The organism is Mesoterricola sp. MK458, from assembly GCF_055384935.1.
The window spans coordinates 4,712,593-4,728,218 of sequence record NZ_AP045075.1 but is presented as its reverse complement, the minus strand read 5'-3'; the positions used below and the strand labels follow the sequence as shown (position 1 = coordinate 4,728,218).

The window sequence follows — 15,626 nt, the reverse complement described above, 5'->3', positions numbered from 1 at the left end:
GGCTTCCAGCTTTACCGCAAACCGGCCCGGGCGGAACCGGAAAATGAGGCCCGGGGCTTGGGATTAACCATGAATACAAAAGGGCTCCGGCACGGCCCGCGGGGTGACGCCCGCGGGCCGTGCCGGATGTTCAGGGAGGTCGGAGGCTAGTCTTCCGCGGGCTTCGCGGCGCGGCTGTAGACCACCACGAAGACGCAGAGCGCCGTCATGGCCGCGATGGCCAGCCACTCGCCCAGGGCCCCCTCCGCGGAGGCCGCGCTGAGGACGGGGAAGCCTTCGGGCCACTTGATCTTGAAGGCGCTGGCGATGACGCCGACGATGCCGCCGCCGGCCATGAGTCCGCTGGCCACCAGGATGCCGCGGTTCTCCCGGGCCTTGGCGAGGCCGTCGGTGTCGCCCTGGCTCCGGCGGTTGACGATCCAGCTGATCACGCCGCCCAGGAAGAGGGGTGTGTTCACCTCGATGGGGAGGTACATGCCCAGCGCGAAGCCCAGGGCCGGCAGCTCCACCATGCGCAGCACGAGGCTGAGCACCACGCCCAGGGAGAACAGGAACCAGCGCAGGGGCATGGCGGTGGTGCCGAAGATGCCGTCCAGGATCTCGCGCATGGCGCTGGCCTGGGGCGCGGGCACGGCGGCCGTGCCGAAGCCCTGCTTGCTCATGATCCACATGGCCAGGCCCGTGAACAGCGCGGCCACGAAGGTGCCCAGGAACTTCAGCCACATCTGCCGGGCCGGGGTGGCGCCGATCCAGTGGCCGATCTTCAGGTCCGTGGCGAAGGCGCCGCTGGCGGACAGGGCCGTGCACACGACGCCGCCCACCATCAGGGTGATGAACATGCCCAGGCCGCCGCCGAAGCCCAGCTTCAGCATCACGAGGCCCGTGATGATCAGGGTGAGCATGGTCATGCCGCTGATGGGGTTGGTGCCGATGGTGGCGATGGCGCGGGCGGCCACGGGCGCGAAGAGGAACGCGATGACCATGACCACGAGGGTGCCGACGAACGCCGCGAAGAAGGCCCCCTTCATGCCCACGCCGAAGGAGAAGAAGAGGAAGGAGCAAAGGCAGAAGATGAGCAGGCCCACCCCCACGAAGGAGTTGGGCAGGGTGCGCGCGGTACGGGGGACGTGGTTGGAGACTTCCACCTTCTCCGTGCTGCGCAGGCCGGCGATGTTCTTGCCGATGGACTTGATCATGGCGGGCATGCCGGCCAGGACGCCCATGATGCCCGCGCCGGCGATGGCGCCGATGCCCATGATGCGCACGTAGTTCTTGAAGATCATCTCCGGGGCCATCTGGGCGATGGGCATCGTTCCCGGCGGCAGGGCCCCGGGCACGTGCTGGCCGATGGCGTGGATCATGGGCACCAGCACGAAGGTGGAGAGGATGCTGCCGGCGGCGATGACGGCCGAGTAGCGCAGGCCGATGATGTAGCCGATGGACATGGTGGCCGCGCTGTTGAGCATGTTGAAGGCCATGAACTGCTCGCGGAGCTTGGCGCCCACGTACGCGTGGCGGAGGGTGATGGTCTCGGACATGGCCCGGAACATCGAGGAGGCGCCGTCGTAGAGCATGCCCAGCGCGGCGGAGCCGGCCAGGATCTTGGCCTGGTTGCCCACGCTCTCGCCGCTGGCGAGGATCTCGGCGGTGGCGGTGGCCTCGGGCCAGGGGAACACGCCGTGGTTGTCCACCATGAAGTTGTGGCGCAGGGGGATGAGGAACAGGATGCCCAGGCAGCCGCCCAGGAAGGAGACGATGACCACCTGCCACAGCTGCGGGTAGGGCACGTTGGAGCCGGGGACGCCCGCGAGCATGTAGAGGGCCGGGATGGTGAACACCGCCCCCGCCACCACGTGGCCGGAGTTGGCGCCGATGCTGGTGATGATCACGTTCTCCAGGATCGTGCTGCGGCGCAGGTAGAACCGGGAGATGCCGATGGCCAGGATGCTGATGGGAATGGCCGCCTCGATGCCCTGCCCCACCCGCAGCGCCAGGTAGGCCGCGGCCATGGAGAAGATGGCGCAGAAGAGCATCCCGTACAGCACGCTCCGGGTGGTGACTTCCAGTACGCCGTCCTGGGGCACCAGCGGGACGTAGTCCTCCCCGGGTTCCAGGACGCGCCGGTAGTTCTCCGGCAGCCCCTTGATGGGTGTCGATTCGGTGGCATCGGACATCGGTTCTCCTTGGATGGTCAGGCGGGATGCTTGTCGAGGACGCCCTGGACGACGCGGCGCGAGAGGCCGTGGTAGCCCGGGGATGCCTGCGCGAAGATCTCCCTGGCCAGGGCTCGCGTGGCGGGGGTGGCGCCCAGCGCGGAGTACAGGGGCCGGAGATACTTCATGCGGCCCACCCGGAGGAGGACCTCGCGGATGCGGGGGAAGGCCGGCTCGTACCCGGATCCGGCGGCGACCGTGAGCCACTCCACCAGGATCTCGTAGTTGCCCCGGCCGGTGAGGCCCAGGGTCCGGTCCAGCCATTCGCAGTCGGCCTTGGGCAGGGCACGGGGAAGGTTCTGGAGGTAGACCAGCAGCTCCGTGGGGCTCCAGGCGTCCATGACCGCCTTTTCCGGCCGCGCGCAGGCCCTGCCCTGGGCCTCCAGGGCCTCCAGGGCCGCGGAGCGGAAAACGGGGGCGTTGGCGGGCATGCCGGGGCGGTGGAGCCACGCGTCGGCATCCACCCGGGCCAGGAGCCCCGGGTGCATTTCCTCGGCGAAGGCGCAGAACATCTCGGTGGTGATGGAGGTGAAGCGGAAGCGCTTCATGTAGGCCAGCACGAAGGCGTCCATGGCGGGCCGGCCCAGGTCGGCCTCCAGCAGCGCCACCAGGCGCGCGCCCTTCTCGTAGGGGATGCTGGAGAAGGCGTCGTCGGGGTCCACCCCCTCGAGGTGGGTGCGGAGCACGGTGAGTTCCGGCCGGTCCTTGAACCGCGCCAGGGATTCGTCCAGGGCCTTCTGGCCGATGGCCCAGCCCATGGCGGCGGCCTCGGGGCCTCGGATGGCCTCGAGGATGCGGCGCTCGGCCCACACGGTGAAGCCCTCGTTGAGCCAGAAGTGCTCGGCGGTGGCGTTGGTGACGAGGTTCCCGGTCCAGCTGTGGGCCAGCTCGTGGGCCACCACGTCCACCAGGGACCGGTCCCCGGCCAGGAGCGTGGGCGTGAGGAAGGTCATGCGGGGATTCTCCATCCCGCCGTAGGGGAAGGAGGGGGGCAGCACGAGCATGTCGTAGCGGTCCCAGTCGTAGGGCCCGAAGAGCCCCTCGGCGCGCACGATCATGTCCTCCACGCCGGCGAATTCCCAGGCGGCCTTGTCGATGGTGGCCGGTTCGGCCCACACCCGGGCCCGGGGGCTCAGGTCGCGGCTCTCCAGCTCGCCCACGGCCAGGGCCAGCAGGTAGGGAGGGATGGGCTGGGGCATGGAGAAGCGGAAGACGCGGGTGCCGGGAACCTCGCCGGCGCCGTCCCAGGCGGGCCCGGCGGACATCACCGCCGACAGCTCGCCGGGCACCACCACCTCGGCGTCGTAGCTGACCCGGGCGAAGGCCGAGTCCTGGCAGGGCACCAGGGTGCGGGCGTGGATGGCCTGGCACTGGCTGAAGAGGAAGGGGTGCCTGCCGCCCTCGGTCTGGGCCGGCTCCAGCCACTGGAGGCCGATGGCCTCGGGGCTGGTCTCGTAGGCGATGACCACCGCGCCCGCGCCCGCGGGCACCTCCAGGCGCAGGCGGCGGCCCAGGATGGGATCCTCCTCGCCCAGCGCGAAGGGCACGTCCTGGTCCAGCGCCGGCACCCAGGCCCGGAAGATGGTCAGGCCCTTGGTGTCCAGGTCCAGGGTTCCCCCCGAGGTCCCCTTGAAGACCAGCGTGGCCTCGCCGTTGAGGACCCTGCGGTCGAAGTCCACCATGAAGCGCAGGTGCCAGCGCTCGGTGCGCGGCTGGCGGTCGTCATAGTACGAATGGGGATCGAGGCGGGCCATGGTCGTTCCTCGTGGAGGGGCTGGAGTAGGATTTTCGCGATGCCGATCGAAAGTTCCAAGGGACTCCGGCCATTATCCACTGGGGACGGCGGCTTGTGGATCACATTTCGAGGTAGTCAGGGGGCCACGAGGGCCAGGCCCTTCTCCAGCACCTCGTCCCGGCCCGCGGCGAGCCCCTCGCGGGTGGGCCGCGCGGGCACCGTGGGGAGGATGCCCACCCCGTGGTGGCGGGTGCCGTCGTGCTTGAGGACCTTCATTCCGGTAAAGGCCAGGTGGTAGCCCCCCGGGAGGGTGAGGCCGCAGATGTTGCCGTTGGTGCCCGCGGTGGGGGCGCCCACGATCTCGCCCAGCTTGTAGGCCTCCACGATGCCCAGGCAGGATTCCGCGTAGCTGATGGCCCCGCCTCCGGTGAGGAAGACGACCTTGCCCTTGATGCGGGGGGCCTTGGGCTCCAGCTCCCACCGGCCGCCGGTGTTCCAGGCCCAGCCCTCGCCGTCGGGGAGGGTGACGACGGGGATGTTCCACCGGGCGCTGGAAAGGGGCTTGTCCGTGAGGTGCTGGAGGAAACCGGGGCTCACCTTCGGGTAGCCCCGCAGGTCGAAGACCACGCCCTTGGCCGCGGCCAGGCTGGGCAGGGCGGCCTCGAGCTCCGCATTCGTGGCCCGGTCCAGGTCCACGTACCAGATGCCCGGGCGCAGCTCGCCCACCTTGGGGGGCAACGGACCGGCGGGAAGGCTTCTGGGGTTCGCATCGCGGGCGAGGGAGGCCTCCCCGGCCACGCCCCCCGCGGTGACGTAGGTTACCCGGGCGGGCTGGCCCTGGGGGCCGGCCAGGAACGCCCGGCAGACCTGGCGGTCCATCCAGCCGTTGGAAGCCGACGAGATCTCCTCGGCCAGGCGCTTGATGCGCCTTCCGGCGGGCTCCCCGTCCACGGTGAGGATCCGGCTCCCCGCCGGGACGGCCTTGGCGCCCTCACCCACGGCCTTCACCACGGGCCATCCGTCGATCATCTCCAGGGCCAGGGCCGGGCAGGCCACGTCGCCGCCGGGGCCCTCCACATGGATGTGCCCGTCCTTGAGGGCCGCGGTGAGCCGGCCCAGGGTGCGGGTGAAGGCCTCCGCGTCCGGATCCAGCGCCGCGGCGGCCAGGGCCCGGGGCAGCTCGGCGTCCCAGGAGCCGCCGGCCACGTCGAAGTAGGGGTAGAAGTGGCGGAACACCCCCCACGCCAGGGCCACGCCCCCCAGCCGGGTGCCGCGGTCGTTGCCGTCGCCCGCGCCCATGGTGGGTTCGGGCATTTGGGTCCTTGGAAGGGCGGTCACCGCGCCCCGGAAGGTGGCGCCGCCTGCGTCCGCGTAGCACACCGTGGGCAGCACGAGCCGGACGCCGTCCCCCAGGGCCAGGACCCGGCCCCGGGCCGGGTCCTCCCAGCCCTTGGCCTTCGCCTCGGCCAGGGGCAGGTACTGCCGTTCGCTGTGGTACGGGCCGTTACTCCCGCCCTGCCCGAAGCCCGTGTGGACCCACCGCACGGCCTGGGTGGCCCCGGCGGGAGCCTTCACCGGGGCCGGCGCGGCGCCGGGGGCCGGAGCGGCGCCAGGGCGCAGGAAGCGCGCCGTGGGAGCCCAGGGCAGGAAGAACTTCTGCAGCCGCGAGGTGAGGTCCGCCGCGGACGTGGCGCCCTCCGCGGCGCGCGCTCCCTGGATGGCGAGCCGGTCCCAGTTCGCGGAGGCGGCCGCGTCGGAGGGGTGGAAGAACCGGATGTAGCCCAGGGCCCGGGTGAAGGCCGTCAGGTTCGCCAGGCCCCGCTCCGTGAGGGCCCGGGCGGGCTGCGGTTTGACCACGGGCGTGTCGCCCAGGACCTCCAGGGTGAATGGGGCCACCCGGAGGACGCCGCGCCCGCCCCGGAAGAAGGCGCCGAAATTGAGGGTCTTCGCATTGGGGGCCACGTCCCCGATGATCGTCCCCTCGGTCCAGGCGGAGGCGGTCACCGCGCGGTCGTGCATGTTGTCGAAGAAGCCCATGGACCCGTCCTCCCGGTCCACCCGCAGCCACGCCTGCCCCGCGCCCGCCGTCCCCGGGTCCACCCGCAGCTGCGTGCGCAGGCGGATCCGCTTGCCCCGGAAGGGCCCCGCGTCCACCACCTGCATGAGGTTCCCGAAGGCCGCGGAACCCGTCTCCCGGCGGATCGCAACGCATCGCCCCCCGGGCAGGGACGGGTCCTCCTCGATCCCGGCATGGAACCCCGCGTCGGTGCTGGATTTGGGAAGGAACCAGCCCTTGGGCACCTCGCCGGGGGCGCCCTCCAGGAAGGCTGGATTCCGCAGCGCCGGCGGCGGCGCCTGGGCCAGGACAGGCAGGAACATGACGAGACCGGGCAGGGTCAGCTTCATGGGTTCTCCGGGGGGATGGAACCATCCTACCCGCAAGGTGTGAAAAAGAAGGGGCCGGTTTCCCGGCCCCCGTCCTTTTCCGCCTTTCGTTCAGTGTCCCGTCTTCTCCTCGGGGATCCGGATGGCGTCGCCCTTGTCCCGGACGATGGCGCGGTACCAGTCGGGGTTGTAGGCCGGGTGGGTCACTTCGCCCTTGGCGTCGCGCACGTTGCCGTCCAGGTACTTCCAGATGAGGGACTCGCCCAGCTTCTTCCAGCGGGCGGTGACCATGTCGCCCTGGCGGCAGGAGTAGTCCGTGAGGAAGGCCTTGGCCAGCTCCGGGGACTGCTGGTAGAGCGTCTTGGCATGGGCCTCCACATCGGGCTGCTGGGCCAGGAAGCCGCCCTCCAGCTCGCGCTGGATCTTCTGCACGTCCACGATCATCTCGTCGTAGCGGCCGTAGGCGTAGTTGGCCACGAAGTTGAAGGTCCAGAAGGCGCTGTCCCAGCTGAACTCGTTCCAGGTCCCCGTGCCCTCGGCGAAGCTCTTGGGCACGGCCTTGATGGCGCAGTACATGGGCACGTAGACGGTGGAGTAGGTGTCGTCCATGCCAAACCACAGCACGCCGCCGATGGCGTCGGGCAGCCAGGACCGGGACTGGCTCACGTAGGACCAGCCGGTCTGCTGGGTGGAGATGGCCCGCTCGTGGAGGTAGGCCTTGCCGTCCACCTTCCATTCCATGGGCCGCCAGCGGTAGGGGGTGTGGTAGGGGCCGGCGCCCACGTCCTTGGTCATGTCCAGGTCGGTGCCCTCGTAGTGGTCCCGCATCAGCTCCATGACGTCACGCACGCCCAGCTTGCGGTCGGGGGTGATGCAAAGGGGCATGGGCTTGGCGCCCGGGGTGCCCTTGGCGATGTCGATGGGGATCTTCAGGGAGGGGGCGGCGCGGTTGAAGACGCTCCACACCCGGGCCTCGCAGAAGCGCAGGGCGCCGAAATCCGCCGGAGCGTACACGTCGGTGAAGCTGAAATCCTTGTCCTCGCCCTTGAAGTAGCCCTTGTCCCGGGCGAAGGAGATGACGTCCTTGGAATAGACGCAGTTCTTGGGGTCGTTCAGGGGGAAACGGCTGATGCGGGCGTGGTTGGCGTGGGCCGAAATGGTGCCGTCGGGAACCTTCACGGCCACCCACACGGCGCCCTTCTGGCCCTTGCCCTTGCCGATGATCTCGAAGATCCAGGCCTCGTTGGGGTCGCCCACGGAGATGGACTCGCCTTCGCTGGCGTAGCCGTACCGGGCCACCAGGTCACCCATGACCTGGATGGCCTCCCGGGCGGTCTTGGAACGCTCCAGGGCGATGTACATCAGGCTCCCGTAGTCCACGATGCCCGCGGGCGCCTGGAGCTCCTGGCGGCCGCCGAAGGTGGTCTCGCCGATGACCACCTGGAACTCGTTCATGTTGCCCACGCGGCTGTAGGTGACGGGGGCCTCCTGGATGCGGCCCAGGAACTTGCCCGTGTCCCACTCCACGATGTCCCGCTGCTCGGTGGGGAGGTGCTGGGCCCCGGCCTTGAAGTACAGCTCCCCGTAGAGGGTGTGGCTGTCGGCGGCGTAGGTGATCATGGTGGAGCCGTCCTTGCTGGCCCCCTTGGTGACCAGGATGTTGGTGCAGGCCACCAGGGGCTGTGCGAGGCTGGAGACCAGGACCACTGAGGCGGTCGTCAGGGTTCGGAACAGGGACTTCATGGGCGTCCTTTCGGTTGGGTGCGGTCTCCAATGATAGCGTTGCCGCATCACAAAGCGAGGCATTGCCATCCGCCTTGTTGAAACCATCACATCCCCGCAAGCACTGATCTTCCAGGAGCGCCCATGATCCCCTTCCCCCCCGCCCAGGTCCAGGAGGCCCCCGCGTCGCGGGAGGTGGCCTTCCCCGGTTTCAACGCCCTGCCCCTGAAGGGGACCGTCCTGGCGGCCGGGGACGGGGGGTGGTTCGCGGTGCTGGTGGGGGATTCCGGCCCCCTGGACCGGGACTGGAGCCAGCCCCGGCTGCCCGCGCACACGGGCCGGGCCCTGGCCGAGTGGCTGCGGGATCAGGGGGTGGCCTCCCTGCGTTTCGACAAGCGCATCGCCGGCAGCCGGGATCCCCGGCTGAACGCGTCCCTGGACGCCCAGTCCGGGGACATCCTGGCGGCCCTGGCCGCCGCCCGGACCCTGCCCGAAGCCCGGAACCGGCGGATCCTGCTGGTGGGCCACGGGGAGGGCGCCCTGCTGAGCCTCCTGGCGGCCCGGGAGGCCGACGCCCTCCTCCTCCTGGCCATGCCCAGCCAATCCATGGGCAAGGCCCTGGCCGACCAGATCGGCCTGCAGCTCCCCGCCGCCCAGGCGGCGCCCAACCGCGCCTACCTCCAGGCGGTGTTCCAGGCCATCCGTTCCGGCCGGCCCACCCCGGCCCCCGGTCCGGACGTCCTGCCCCCCCTGGCCCAGCTGGCCAAGGGCCTCATGGCCCCGGAAACCCTCTCCTTCGTCAGGGATACCCTGGATCTCGACCCCTGGACCATGGCCGCTCGTGTGCCCGTTCCCATGGCCGCGGCCTGGGGGGGGAAGGACATCCAGGCCGGGAAGCCGGCCCAGGTGCCCGCCTCCTTCCCGGGGACGGTGCTCGAGGTGCCCGACGCCAACCATGTCTTCCGGCAGGAACCCCGCTCCCGGGCGGAACTGGACGGCGCCAGCGCCCTGGAGGGCTACCGGGACGACCGGCCCCTGGCCGACCTGTCCCCCATCTCGGCCTGGATCAAGACTTTGAAGTAGGCGGGAAGCGCTTGAGCATCTTCCGGACGGCGTCGGTCACGGCGGCGTCGGCCTCCTCGGGCGTCTCCGATCCGTCCAGGACCTCCCCGGCCACGGCCTTCCAGACCACCTGGTTGGTCTTGAAATCCTTTATTTCCAGAACGATGCTGGTCATCTGGCCGGAGGACCGGGGCGTCAGGGGGGCCGCCAGGCCCAGCCCCACCCCCACGGGTCCGCCCAGGCCCAGGCCGATGCTCACGCCGCCCCGGGACCGCCCGCGGGCGGTCTGCACGGGGTAGCAGGTCACCAGGAACTCCGGGTCGGCGCTGGTCTCCCGGGCGTAGCCGCGCTGGGTCAGTTCGGCCTCCACGGCCCGCCGCACGCGGCTGTCCAGGAGGGGGTTCCCGGGGCCGGCCTTGGGGGCGGCGTACCAGTCGAAGGTGTGGAAGGACTGATAGTTCGCCCGGACGTCGTAGTCGAAGTGGAGGTCGGGGCCCGAGCACCCCAGGGAAAGCGCCAGGACCGCGAGGCAGGACGGGAGGATGCGCATGGGTTCCCTTTCGTTGAGCCTTGGACCGCACGGACGGGGCCCGGGTTGATTCACCGGACGCTGGAAGGCGAGGTGGCCAGGGATTCGTTGCCGTCCCGGTCCCGGGTGGCCACGGCGAAGAAGTAGTTGTCCGTGCCCACCCCGGGCAGGACCGCGCTGTTGCCCAGGGGCACGGGCAGGCCCTCCTGCCAGGCCACGCCGTCGGCGCTCCGGCGGTAGACCACCAGCGACGCGACCCGCGGGTCGGTGATGGGGGCCCAGCTCAGGCGGGCGTCGTTGGTGCCGGCGCCGGAGAGGACCACGTCCCGCGGTGCCTCCGGGGCCAGGGCCAGGCCGTGGAAGGCGCCCACCAGCTCCCGGGTGATCTTGGCGCAGTACCCCGGGTCGAAGAAGGCGGGGGAATCCCCGTAGGTGCGCCCCCCCTCGATGCGGGGGTTCTGGTGCTGGCGGTCGAAGTTCTCCCGGGTCTCGGTGACCCGGGCCGCGGGGAAGCCCTCGCGGTTGAAGGCGAGGTGGTCGCCGCCCCGGCCCACCCGGTCCCGCCGGAGCATCACCTTCATCTCCAGCTGGTCCGCGAAGCGCTCCCCGAAGCGCTTGAGGTAGCGCGCGAACTCCCGGCTCGGGGAATCGTTCTCGCCGCCCAGGGCCTCGCGGGCCTTCTTCTGGGCCTCGGTCTCCCCGGCGGGGACGCCCTCGGAGAAGAGGCGGACGGTGGTGTTCACCTTGGTGCCGCCGGGTCCCGAGGTGTTGCCCACGGTGTCCGCCGCCAGCATGGCGATGACGTTGACACCCTCGGCCTTGAGCCGGCGGGCCAGGTGGGCCGCGCCCAGGAGGCCCTGCTCCTCGCCGGCGGTGGCCACGAAGTAGATGTTGATGGCGGTGCGGTCCGCGCACATGACCTGGGCCATCTCGAAGGTCAGGGCCACGCCGCTGGCGTTGTCCACGGCGCCGGGAGCGTCGGCCTCGGCGTCCATGACGTCCGAGGCCCGGCTGTCGTAATGGCCGCACACCACCAGGGCGTCCTTCACCCGGGAGGGGTCCAGGGCCGGCAGCAGGACGCCCACGTTGACCATCTCGGTGGCCTTGGGCACGCGGGGACCCGGCTCCTGGATGAACCGGTCCTCGAAGGGGATGAGGCGGGAACCCGGCAGCACGGCCAGGTTCCGGGTCTCGCCCACGAGCCAGTTCCGGGCCGCCACGATGCCGTGGGCTTCGGTGGAGGACTTGGAGAGCGAATGGCGCGTTCCGAACGCCGCCAGCCGTTCCACGGTCCGGCGAAGGCGCGCCGATTCCACGTGGCCGGCCATGTCCTTGGCGGTGGGCGGGGCCTGGGCTCCCAGGGCCAGGGCCAGGAACAGGTAGATGGGCAGGCGCATGTCGACTCCGGGTCCGACCCCCATCCTACCCCTTCCGGGCAAACGACAGCCTCCTAGTGCTAGACTTTCCCACTAGTATCCAGGGAGTCCCCATGTTCGAACTCAAAGGCAAGATCGCCCTCATCACCGGAGCCAGCCAGGGCATCGGCGAGACCATCGCCAAGAACCTGGCCCGCCAGGGCGCCTTCGCCGTGTGCGCCAGCCTGCCCTCCACCGAGGAGGACCTCAAGACCGTCGTCGCCGGCATCCAGGCCGAAGGCGGCCAGGCCGACTACGTCCTGCTGGACATGCGGGACGGAAACAGCATCCGCGCCGCCGTGGCCACCGTCCTCGAGCGCCACGGCGCCATCCACATCCTGGTGAACAACGCCGGCATCACCAAGGACAAGCTGATGATCCAGATGAAGGAGGAGGAATTCGAGCTGGTGCTCGACATCAACCTCAAGGGCGCCTGGCTGGCCACCCAGGCCGTGGCCAAGACCATGATGAAGCAGCGCTGGGGCCGGGTCATCAACATCGTCTCCGTGGTGGGCCAGATGGGCAACGCCGGGCAGAGCAACTACGTGGCCTCCAAGGCCGGCCTCATCGGCCTCACCAAGACCATCGCCCGGGAGTTCGCGAGCCGCAACGTCACCTGCAACGCCGTGGCCCCCGGCTACATCGCCACCGCCATGACCGACAAGCTCCCCGAGGAGGTGAAGGCCGAGTTCAACCGCCAGATCCCCCTGGGCCGCATGGGCACCCCCACCGACATCGCCAACGCGGTCTCCTTCCTCGCCTCGGACGAGGCGGAGTACATGACCGGCCAGGTGCTCAGCGTGAACGGCGGAATGTTGATGCCGTAGGCTAAACGTCTGGAGGGCTCGCTGGGTCACTCCTGGGAAGCCCCCCAACCTCCGAGGTCCGCTGTGCCACCGCCGACCGGTGGGGGGACCGCACCGAGCTGGAATTCGAGGACCGGACCTGCTCGTGGGCTACGTGGTCCCGGGCCCCGCCGACGAGGACGCCCTCAGGGCCTCCCTGCGGGAGACGCTTCCCCCCTACATGGTCCCGGCCCGCACCGTGGCCCTGGACGCCCTCCCCACCCTGCCCAGCGGCAAGCTGGGCCGCGAGGCGCTGCTGAAGGCCCTGGGCGTGGGCCTCCTAGCCGTCCAGTTCAGGCCTTCAGCAATTCGGCCCGGCCAGTCCGCGAGAATCGCGCGTCGAAGGTCAGGAGTCTGGAACATCCGCGGGCCTGGACGCCCAGGGCGATCAGATTGTCGGCAAAACCGACGGACCCTCCGCAGAGGGCCAGGGCCTCCCGGGCGAGGGGCGCCGCCTCCACCTCCACCCCTTCCATGTCCAGAAGTTTGTCCAGGGCGTCGCGAACCCGGTCCGGGTCCCAACCCGGGGCCGCCTTGAGCACCCAGCCCAGTTCCACCAGCACGAGCAGAGGCACGAACACCCCCCCCGCCTCGGTAGCCCGCGCAAGTGCGTTCTGGGCTGTCCGGCTCTGCCGCGGATCGTCCCCCAGGATGGCCCGGGCCCAGACGTTGGTATCCACGGCGATCATTGGTCCGCCCCAGCCTGCTTGGCAGCCTCCATGGCTTCGAAAGGCATCCGTTTGGCTCCCGGAACAGCCAGTGACCAGAGGTCCTCCAGGTGGTACTTCACGGGAGCCATGACCACCCTGCCCTGCTCCAGATCCATTTCGAACCGCACCTGGTCCCCTTCATGGAGCCCCAGGGCCTCCCGGATCGCCTTGGGAATGGTCAACTGCCCCTTGCTGGTCATGGTCGCGACAACGGCATGAATCACGTGGTCACCTCCTTACCAGATTAGGCGATCCCCCTTACTTGTCCAGTTCCGCCCCCCGCACCCCGTCCTGCCACACCAACGCCACCCGCGCCTTCGGTCCTGCCTGGGCGGCGCGGGTGACGACCCGGCCCTGGTCGTCCTTGACCAGCACGAAGCCCCGCTCCAGCGGCCCCCGGGGATCCATGGGACCGAGCCGCGCGCCCAGGACCTCCAGGCGGTGGGCGCGCAGGCGCAGGCCGGCGTCCGCGGCGGGGGCCAGGCGCTGGCGCAGCAGGCCCAGGCGGGCCGCGGCCTGATCCAGGCGGCGCTGGGGATGGGCCAGGTGCAGGCGTTGGACCAGCGCCTGGAACCGCGGGAAGGCGCCGGGGCCGGCCTGGTGCAGGCGGTGGTGGAGGGCGGCGAGGCGTTCCCCGGCGCGCTGGAGGCGGTCCGGCACCGCATGCATGCCGCGGCTGTCCGCGAGGAGGTTCAGGGTGCTCTCCAGGCCGCGGAGGCGCCAGTCCATGCGTGCCACCAGGGCCTCGGTGCGCCGCCGCAGTTCGCTGGCCAGCGCCGCGCGGTCCGGGGTGGCGAATTCGGCGGCCTGGCTGGGGGTTGCGGCGCGCCGGTCCGAGGCCAGGTCCACCAGCGTGGTGTCGATCTCGTGCCCCACGCCCGTGACGATGGGCAGGCGGCACGCGGCCACGGCCTTGACCAGGTCGGGATCGTTGAAGGACCACAGGTCTTCCAGGCTGCCGCCGCCCCGCACCATGAGGATGGCGTCGCAGCCCCAGAACGCGTCCTGGATCTCCTGCAGGGCCAGGAGGTTTTCCGGTACCGAGCGGTCCCCCTGGGCCGCCGCGGGGGCGATGAGCAGGTCCACCCCGGGGGCCCGGCGCAGGGTCACCTCCAGGACGTCGCGCAGGGCTGCGCCGCCGAGAGCCGCCACGATCCCGAGCTTGCGCGGCGACCTGGGCAGGGGACGCCGGGGCCGGTCGAAGACGCCCTGGGCCCGCAGGTCCGCCTCCAGCTGGCGCAGCCGGGCCTGGAGGTCGCCCTTGCCCGCGGGCTCCAGGTGGGTGACGGCCAGGGAGAGGGCGCCGCCGGCCACGTAGAGGTTCAGGGAGCCCTTGGCCACCACGCGGTCGCCGTCCCGGGGCGGGGCCTTCAGGAAGCGCTGCTGGCTGGCCCACACCGCGCAGGAGAGCGCGGCGCCCTCCTCCTTGAGGGTGAAGTACCAGTGGCGCCCCGAGGTGCGGGCATTGGACACTTCGCCCTGGACGCAAACGGCGGCGAAGGGGGGCTCGATGCGCGCCTTGATCTGCTCAAGGAGCCTCTTGACGGAGAGCGGCGCGTCCAGGGGTCACCCCGCGGCGCGCAGGGAGGCCTCGATGAGCGCCTTCCAGAGCCCCTCCACGTCGGTGAGCTCCGTGGCCGCGCTGCCGATGGAGATCCGGATGATCTGGCGGCCCTTGAGGACGGAGGGGGTGAGGTAGAACTTCCCCGACCGGTTCACCGCGGCGAGGAGCGCGAGGTTGTGGGTCCGCAACTCGGCCTCGTCCGTCATGCCCTCGGGGACGTGGCGCACGCAGACCGTCTGGAGGTTCACCGGGGCCATGAGCTCCCAGCCGCCGGCGGCCTGAACCTGGGCCTTGAGCCACTGGGCGTTGGCCAGGTCCCTGCGGACCCGGGCCTGGAGGCCCTCGACGCCCTGGGAGCGCACCAGGAACCACAGCTTGAGCGCCCGGAAGCGCCGGCCCAGGGGAATGCCCCAGTCGCGCAGGTTCTTCACCTGGCCGTCCTGGTCGGTGTGCAGGTAGCTGGGATTGGTGCTCATGACCCGGATGAGGTGCTCGGGGTCCTTGACGAAATAGGCGGACAGGTCGAAGCCCGTGCCCATCCACTTGTGGGGGTTCAGCACGATGGAATCGGCGCTCTCGATGCCCGCCCACAGGCCCCGGCACTCGGGGCAGATCATGGCCGTGCCGGCCATGGCCGCGTCCACGTGGAGCCAGATGCCGTGCCGGGCCGAGAGTTTCGCCATGTCCGCCAGGGGATCCACGGCCGTGGTCGCGGTGGTGCCGATGGCCGCCACCATGGCGCAGGGCCTGCGCCCCGCGGCCAGATCGTCCTCGATGGCCTTCTCCAGGAGGTCCAGGCGCAGCGCATGGTCCGGCCCCGTGGGAATCAGGCGCAGGTTGTCCCGGCCGAAGCCCGCCAGCAGGGCGGCCTTCTCCACGGAACTGTGGGCCTGGTCCGAGGCGTACACCACCAGGGGTGTCTCCTCCGCCTGGAGCCCGCCCCGGCTCTGGCCGAAGGCGCAGGACCACTCCCGGGCGCACAGCAGCGCGCAGAAGGTGGCCGTGGAGGCCGTGTCCTGGATGACGCCGGTGAACTCGGTCCCGAGTCCCACCATCTGCCGGAGCCAGTCCATGACCACTTCCTCCACCTCCGTGGCGGCCGGACTGGTCTGCCAGCTCATGCCCTGGGCCCCCAGGCCCGCGCAGGCCATGTCCGCCAGCACCGAGGCCAGATCGGAATTGGACGGGAAATAGGCGAAGAAGCCCGGATGGTTCCAGTGGGTGATGCCCGGCAGGACGACCCGGTCCAGGTCCCCGGTGACGCCCTCGAGCCCTCCCCCCTTCTGGGGAGGAACCCCGGGAAGCAGCCGCTTCACATCCCCGGGTTCCAGGGGGCTCATCACCGGCAGGTCCGGCATCCGCTCCCGGTACGCCGCAATCCACTCGACCATCTCGTGGCCCAGACGTCGGAATTCTTGGGTATCCATGAACCCCAATTCACCACAA

Annotated in this window: 12 protein-coding genes and 1 pseudogene; 3 read left to right on the top strand and 10 right to left on the bottom strand. The window is 70.5% G+C overall.

What is annotated here, in order from left to right; genetic code table 11:
• Positions 1-146 precede the first annotated feature (146 nt).
• From ACZ5LB_RS20620 to ACZ5LB_RS20605, 4 genes are all read right to left on the bottom strand, one after another.
• Positions 147-2,174, bottom strand: a complete 2,028-nt coding sequence (locus ACZ5LB_RS20620; RefSeq protein WP_464604089.1) for an OPT family oligopeptide transporter — start codon at positions 2,172-2,174, stop codon at positions 147-149.
• A 17-nt stretch (positions 2,175-2,191) separates the two neighbouring features.
• On the bottom strand, positions 2,192-3,967 hold the full coding sequence (locus ACZ5LB_RS20615) for a M1 family metallopeptidase (RefSeq protein ID WP_464604088.1): 1,776 nt from the start codon (positions 3,965-3,967) through the stop codon (positions 2,192-2,194).
• A gap of 116 nt (positions 3,968-4,083) precedes the next feature.
• Positions 4,084-6,354 carry a S41 family peptidase gene (locus ACZ5LB_RS20610; RefSeq protein WP_464604087.1) on the bottom strand — a complete coding sequence of 757 codons (2,271 nt, stop codon included), beginning with the start codon at positions 6,352-6,354 and terminating at the stop codon, positions 4,084-4,086.
• Positions 6,355-6,444: 90 nt separating this feature from the next.
• Positions 6,445-8,076, bottom strand: coding sequence for a dipeptidase (locus ACZ5LB_RS20605; protein WP_464604086.1), 1,632 nt, complete (start codon positions 8,074-8,076; stop codon positions 6,445-6,447).
• Between the two features lie 123 nt (positions 8,077-8,199).
• On the opposite strand from ACZ5LB_RS20605, the gene ACZ5LB_RS20600 reads away from it, so the two are divergent.
• Entirely contained in the window at positions 8,200-9,138 is a 939-nt protein-coding gene (locus tag ACZ5LB_RS20600; RefSeq protein WP_464604085.1) for an alpha/beta fold hydrolase, read from the top strand.
• On the opposite strand, the gene ACZ5LB_RS20595 is transcribed toward ACZ5LB_RS20600, so the two are convergent.
• Together ACZ5LB_RS20595 and ACZ5LB_RS20590 are read right to left on the bottom strand one after the other, a co-directional pair.
• The gene (locus ACZ5LB_RS20595; RefSeq protein WP_464604084.1) at positions 9,122-9,667 is read right to left on the bottom strand and encodes a DUF4136 domain-containing protein; all 546 of its coding nucleotides are present in this window, start codon (positions 9,665-9,667) and stop codon (positions 9,122-9,124) included. The two genes, ACZ5LB_RS20600 and ACZ5LB_RS20595, sit on opposite strands and share 17 nt — an antisense overlap.
• A gap of 50 nt (positions 9,668-9,717) precedes the next feature.
• On the bottom strand, positions 9,718-11,043 hold the full coding sequence (locus tag ACZ5LB_RS20590) for a M28 family peptidase (protein WP_464604083.1): 1,326 nt from the start codon (positions 11,041-11,043) through the stop codon (positions 9,718-9,720).
• Positions 11,044-11,135: 92 nt separating this feature from the next.
• Between ACZ5LB_RS20590 and fabG the strand changes: the two genes are divergently transcribed.
• Together fabG and ACZ5LB_RS20580 are read left to right on the top strand one after the other, a co-directional pair.
• Positions 11,136-11,888 carry a 3-oxoacyl-[acyl-carrier-protein] reductase gene (gene fabG, locus ACZ5LB_RS20585; protein WP_464604082.1) on the top strand — a complete coding sequence of 251 codons (753 nt, stop codon included), beginning with the start codon at positions 11,136-11,138 and terminating at the stop codon, positions 11,886-11,888.
• A 79-nt stretch (positions 11,889-11,967) separates the two neighbouring features.
• A pseudogene (locus ACZ5LB_RS20580) lies at positions 11,968-12,084 on the top strand (hypothetical protein); the annotation flags it as partial.
• 115 nt (positions 12,085-12,199) lie between these two features.
• Here ACZ5LB_RS20580 and ACZ5LB_RS20575 read toward each other — a convergent pair.
• From ACZ5LB_RS20575 to ACZ5LB_RS20560, 4 genes are read right to left on the bottom strand one after another with little or no spacing between them, the layout of a single operon-like run.
• Positions 12,200-12,595 (bottom strand): PIN domain-containing protein, encoded by a 396-nt coding sequence (locus ACZ5LB_RS20575; RefSeq protein WP_464604081.1) that lies wholly within the window; start codon positions 12,593-12,595, stop codon positions 12,200-12,202.
• Positions 12,592-12,840: an AbrB/MazE/SpoVT family DNA-binding domain-containing protein gene (locus tag ACZ5LB_RS20570; RefSeq protein ID WP_464604080.1), complete on the bottom strand. Its 249-nt coding sequence runs from the start codon at positions 12,838-12,840 to the stop codon at positions 12,592-12,594. The genes ACZ5LB_RS20575 and ACZ5LB_RS20570 overlap by 4 nt, the downstream gene beginning before the upstream one ends.
• Positions 12,841-12,874: 34 nt before the next feature.
• Positions 12,875-14,128: an exodeoxyribonuclease VII large subunit gene (gene xseA / locus ACZ5LB_RS20565; RefSeq protein WP_464606346.1), complete on the bottom strand. Its 1,254-nt coding sequence runs from the start codon at positions 14,126-14,128 to the stop codon at positions 12,875-12,877.
• A 54-nt stretch (positions 14,129-14,182) separates the two neighbouring features.
• Positions 14,183-15,607 (bottom strand): pyridoxal phosphate-dependent decarboxylase family protein, encoded by a 1,425-nt coding sequence (locus tag ACZ5LB_RS20560; RefSeq protein WP_464604079.1) that lies wholly within the window; start codon positions 15,605-15,607, stop codon positions 14,183-14,185.
• Between the last annotated feature and the right edge of the window lie 19 nt (positions 15,608-15,626).

Bases quoted from the DNA above. Each gene is read 5' to 3' on its own strand.
- fabG (WP_464604082.1), top strand. From the start codon at position 11,136: ATGTTCGAACTCAAAGGCAAGATCGCCCTCATCACCGGAGCCAGCCAG.
- ACZ5LB_RS20600 (WP_464604085.1), top strand. From the start codon at position 8,200: ATGATCCCCTTCCCCCCCGCCCAGGTCCAGGAGGCCCCCGCGTCGCGG.
- ACZ5LB_RS20575 (WP_464604081.1), bottom strand. From the start codon at position 12,595: ATGATCGCCGTGGATACCAACGTCTGGGCCCGGGCCATCCTGGGGGAC.
- ACZ5LB_RS20610 (WP_464604087.1), bottom strand. From the start codon at position 6,354: ATGAAGCTGACCCTGCCCGGTCTCGTCATGTTCCTGCCTGTCCTGGCC.
- ACZ5LB_RS20620 (WP_464604089.1), bottom strand. From the start codon at position 2,174: ATGTCCGATGCCACCGAATCGACACCCATCAAGGGGCTGCCGGAGAAC.
- ACZ5LB_RS20615 (WP_464604088.1), bottom strand. From the start codon at position 3,967: ATGGCCCGCCTCGATCCCCATTCGTACTATGACGACCGCCAGCCGCGC.
- ACZ5LB_RS20595 (WP_464604084.1), bottom strand. From the start codon at position 9,667: ATGCGCATCCTCCCGTCCTGCCTCGCGGTCCTGGCGCTTTCCCTGGGG.
- ACZ5LB_RS20605 (WP_464604086.1), bottom strand. From the start codon at position 8,076: ATGAAGTCCCTGTTCCGAACCCTGACGACCGCCTCAGTGGTCCTGGTC.
- ACZ5LB_RS20560 (WP_464604079.1), bottom strand. From the start codon at position 15,607: ATGGATACCCAAGAATTCCGACGTCTGGGCCACGAGATGGTCGAGTGG.
- ACZ5LB_RS20590 (WP_464604083.1), bottom strand. From the start codon at position 11,043: ATGCGCCTGCCCATCTACCTGTTCCTGGCCCTGGCCCTGGGAGCCCAG.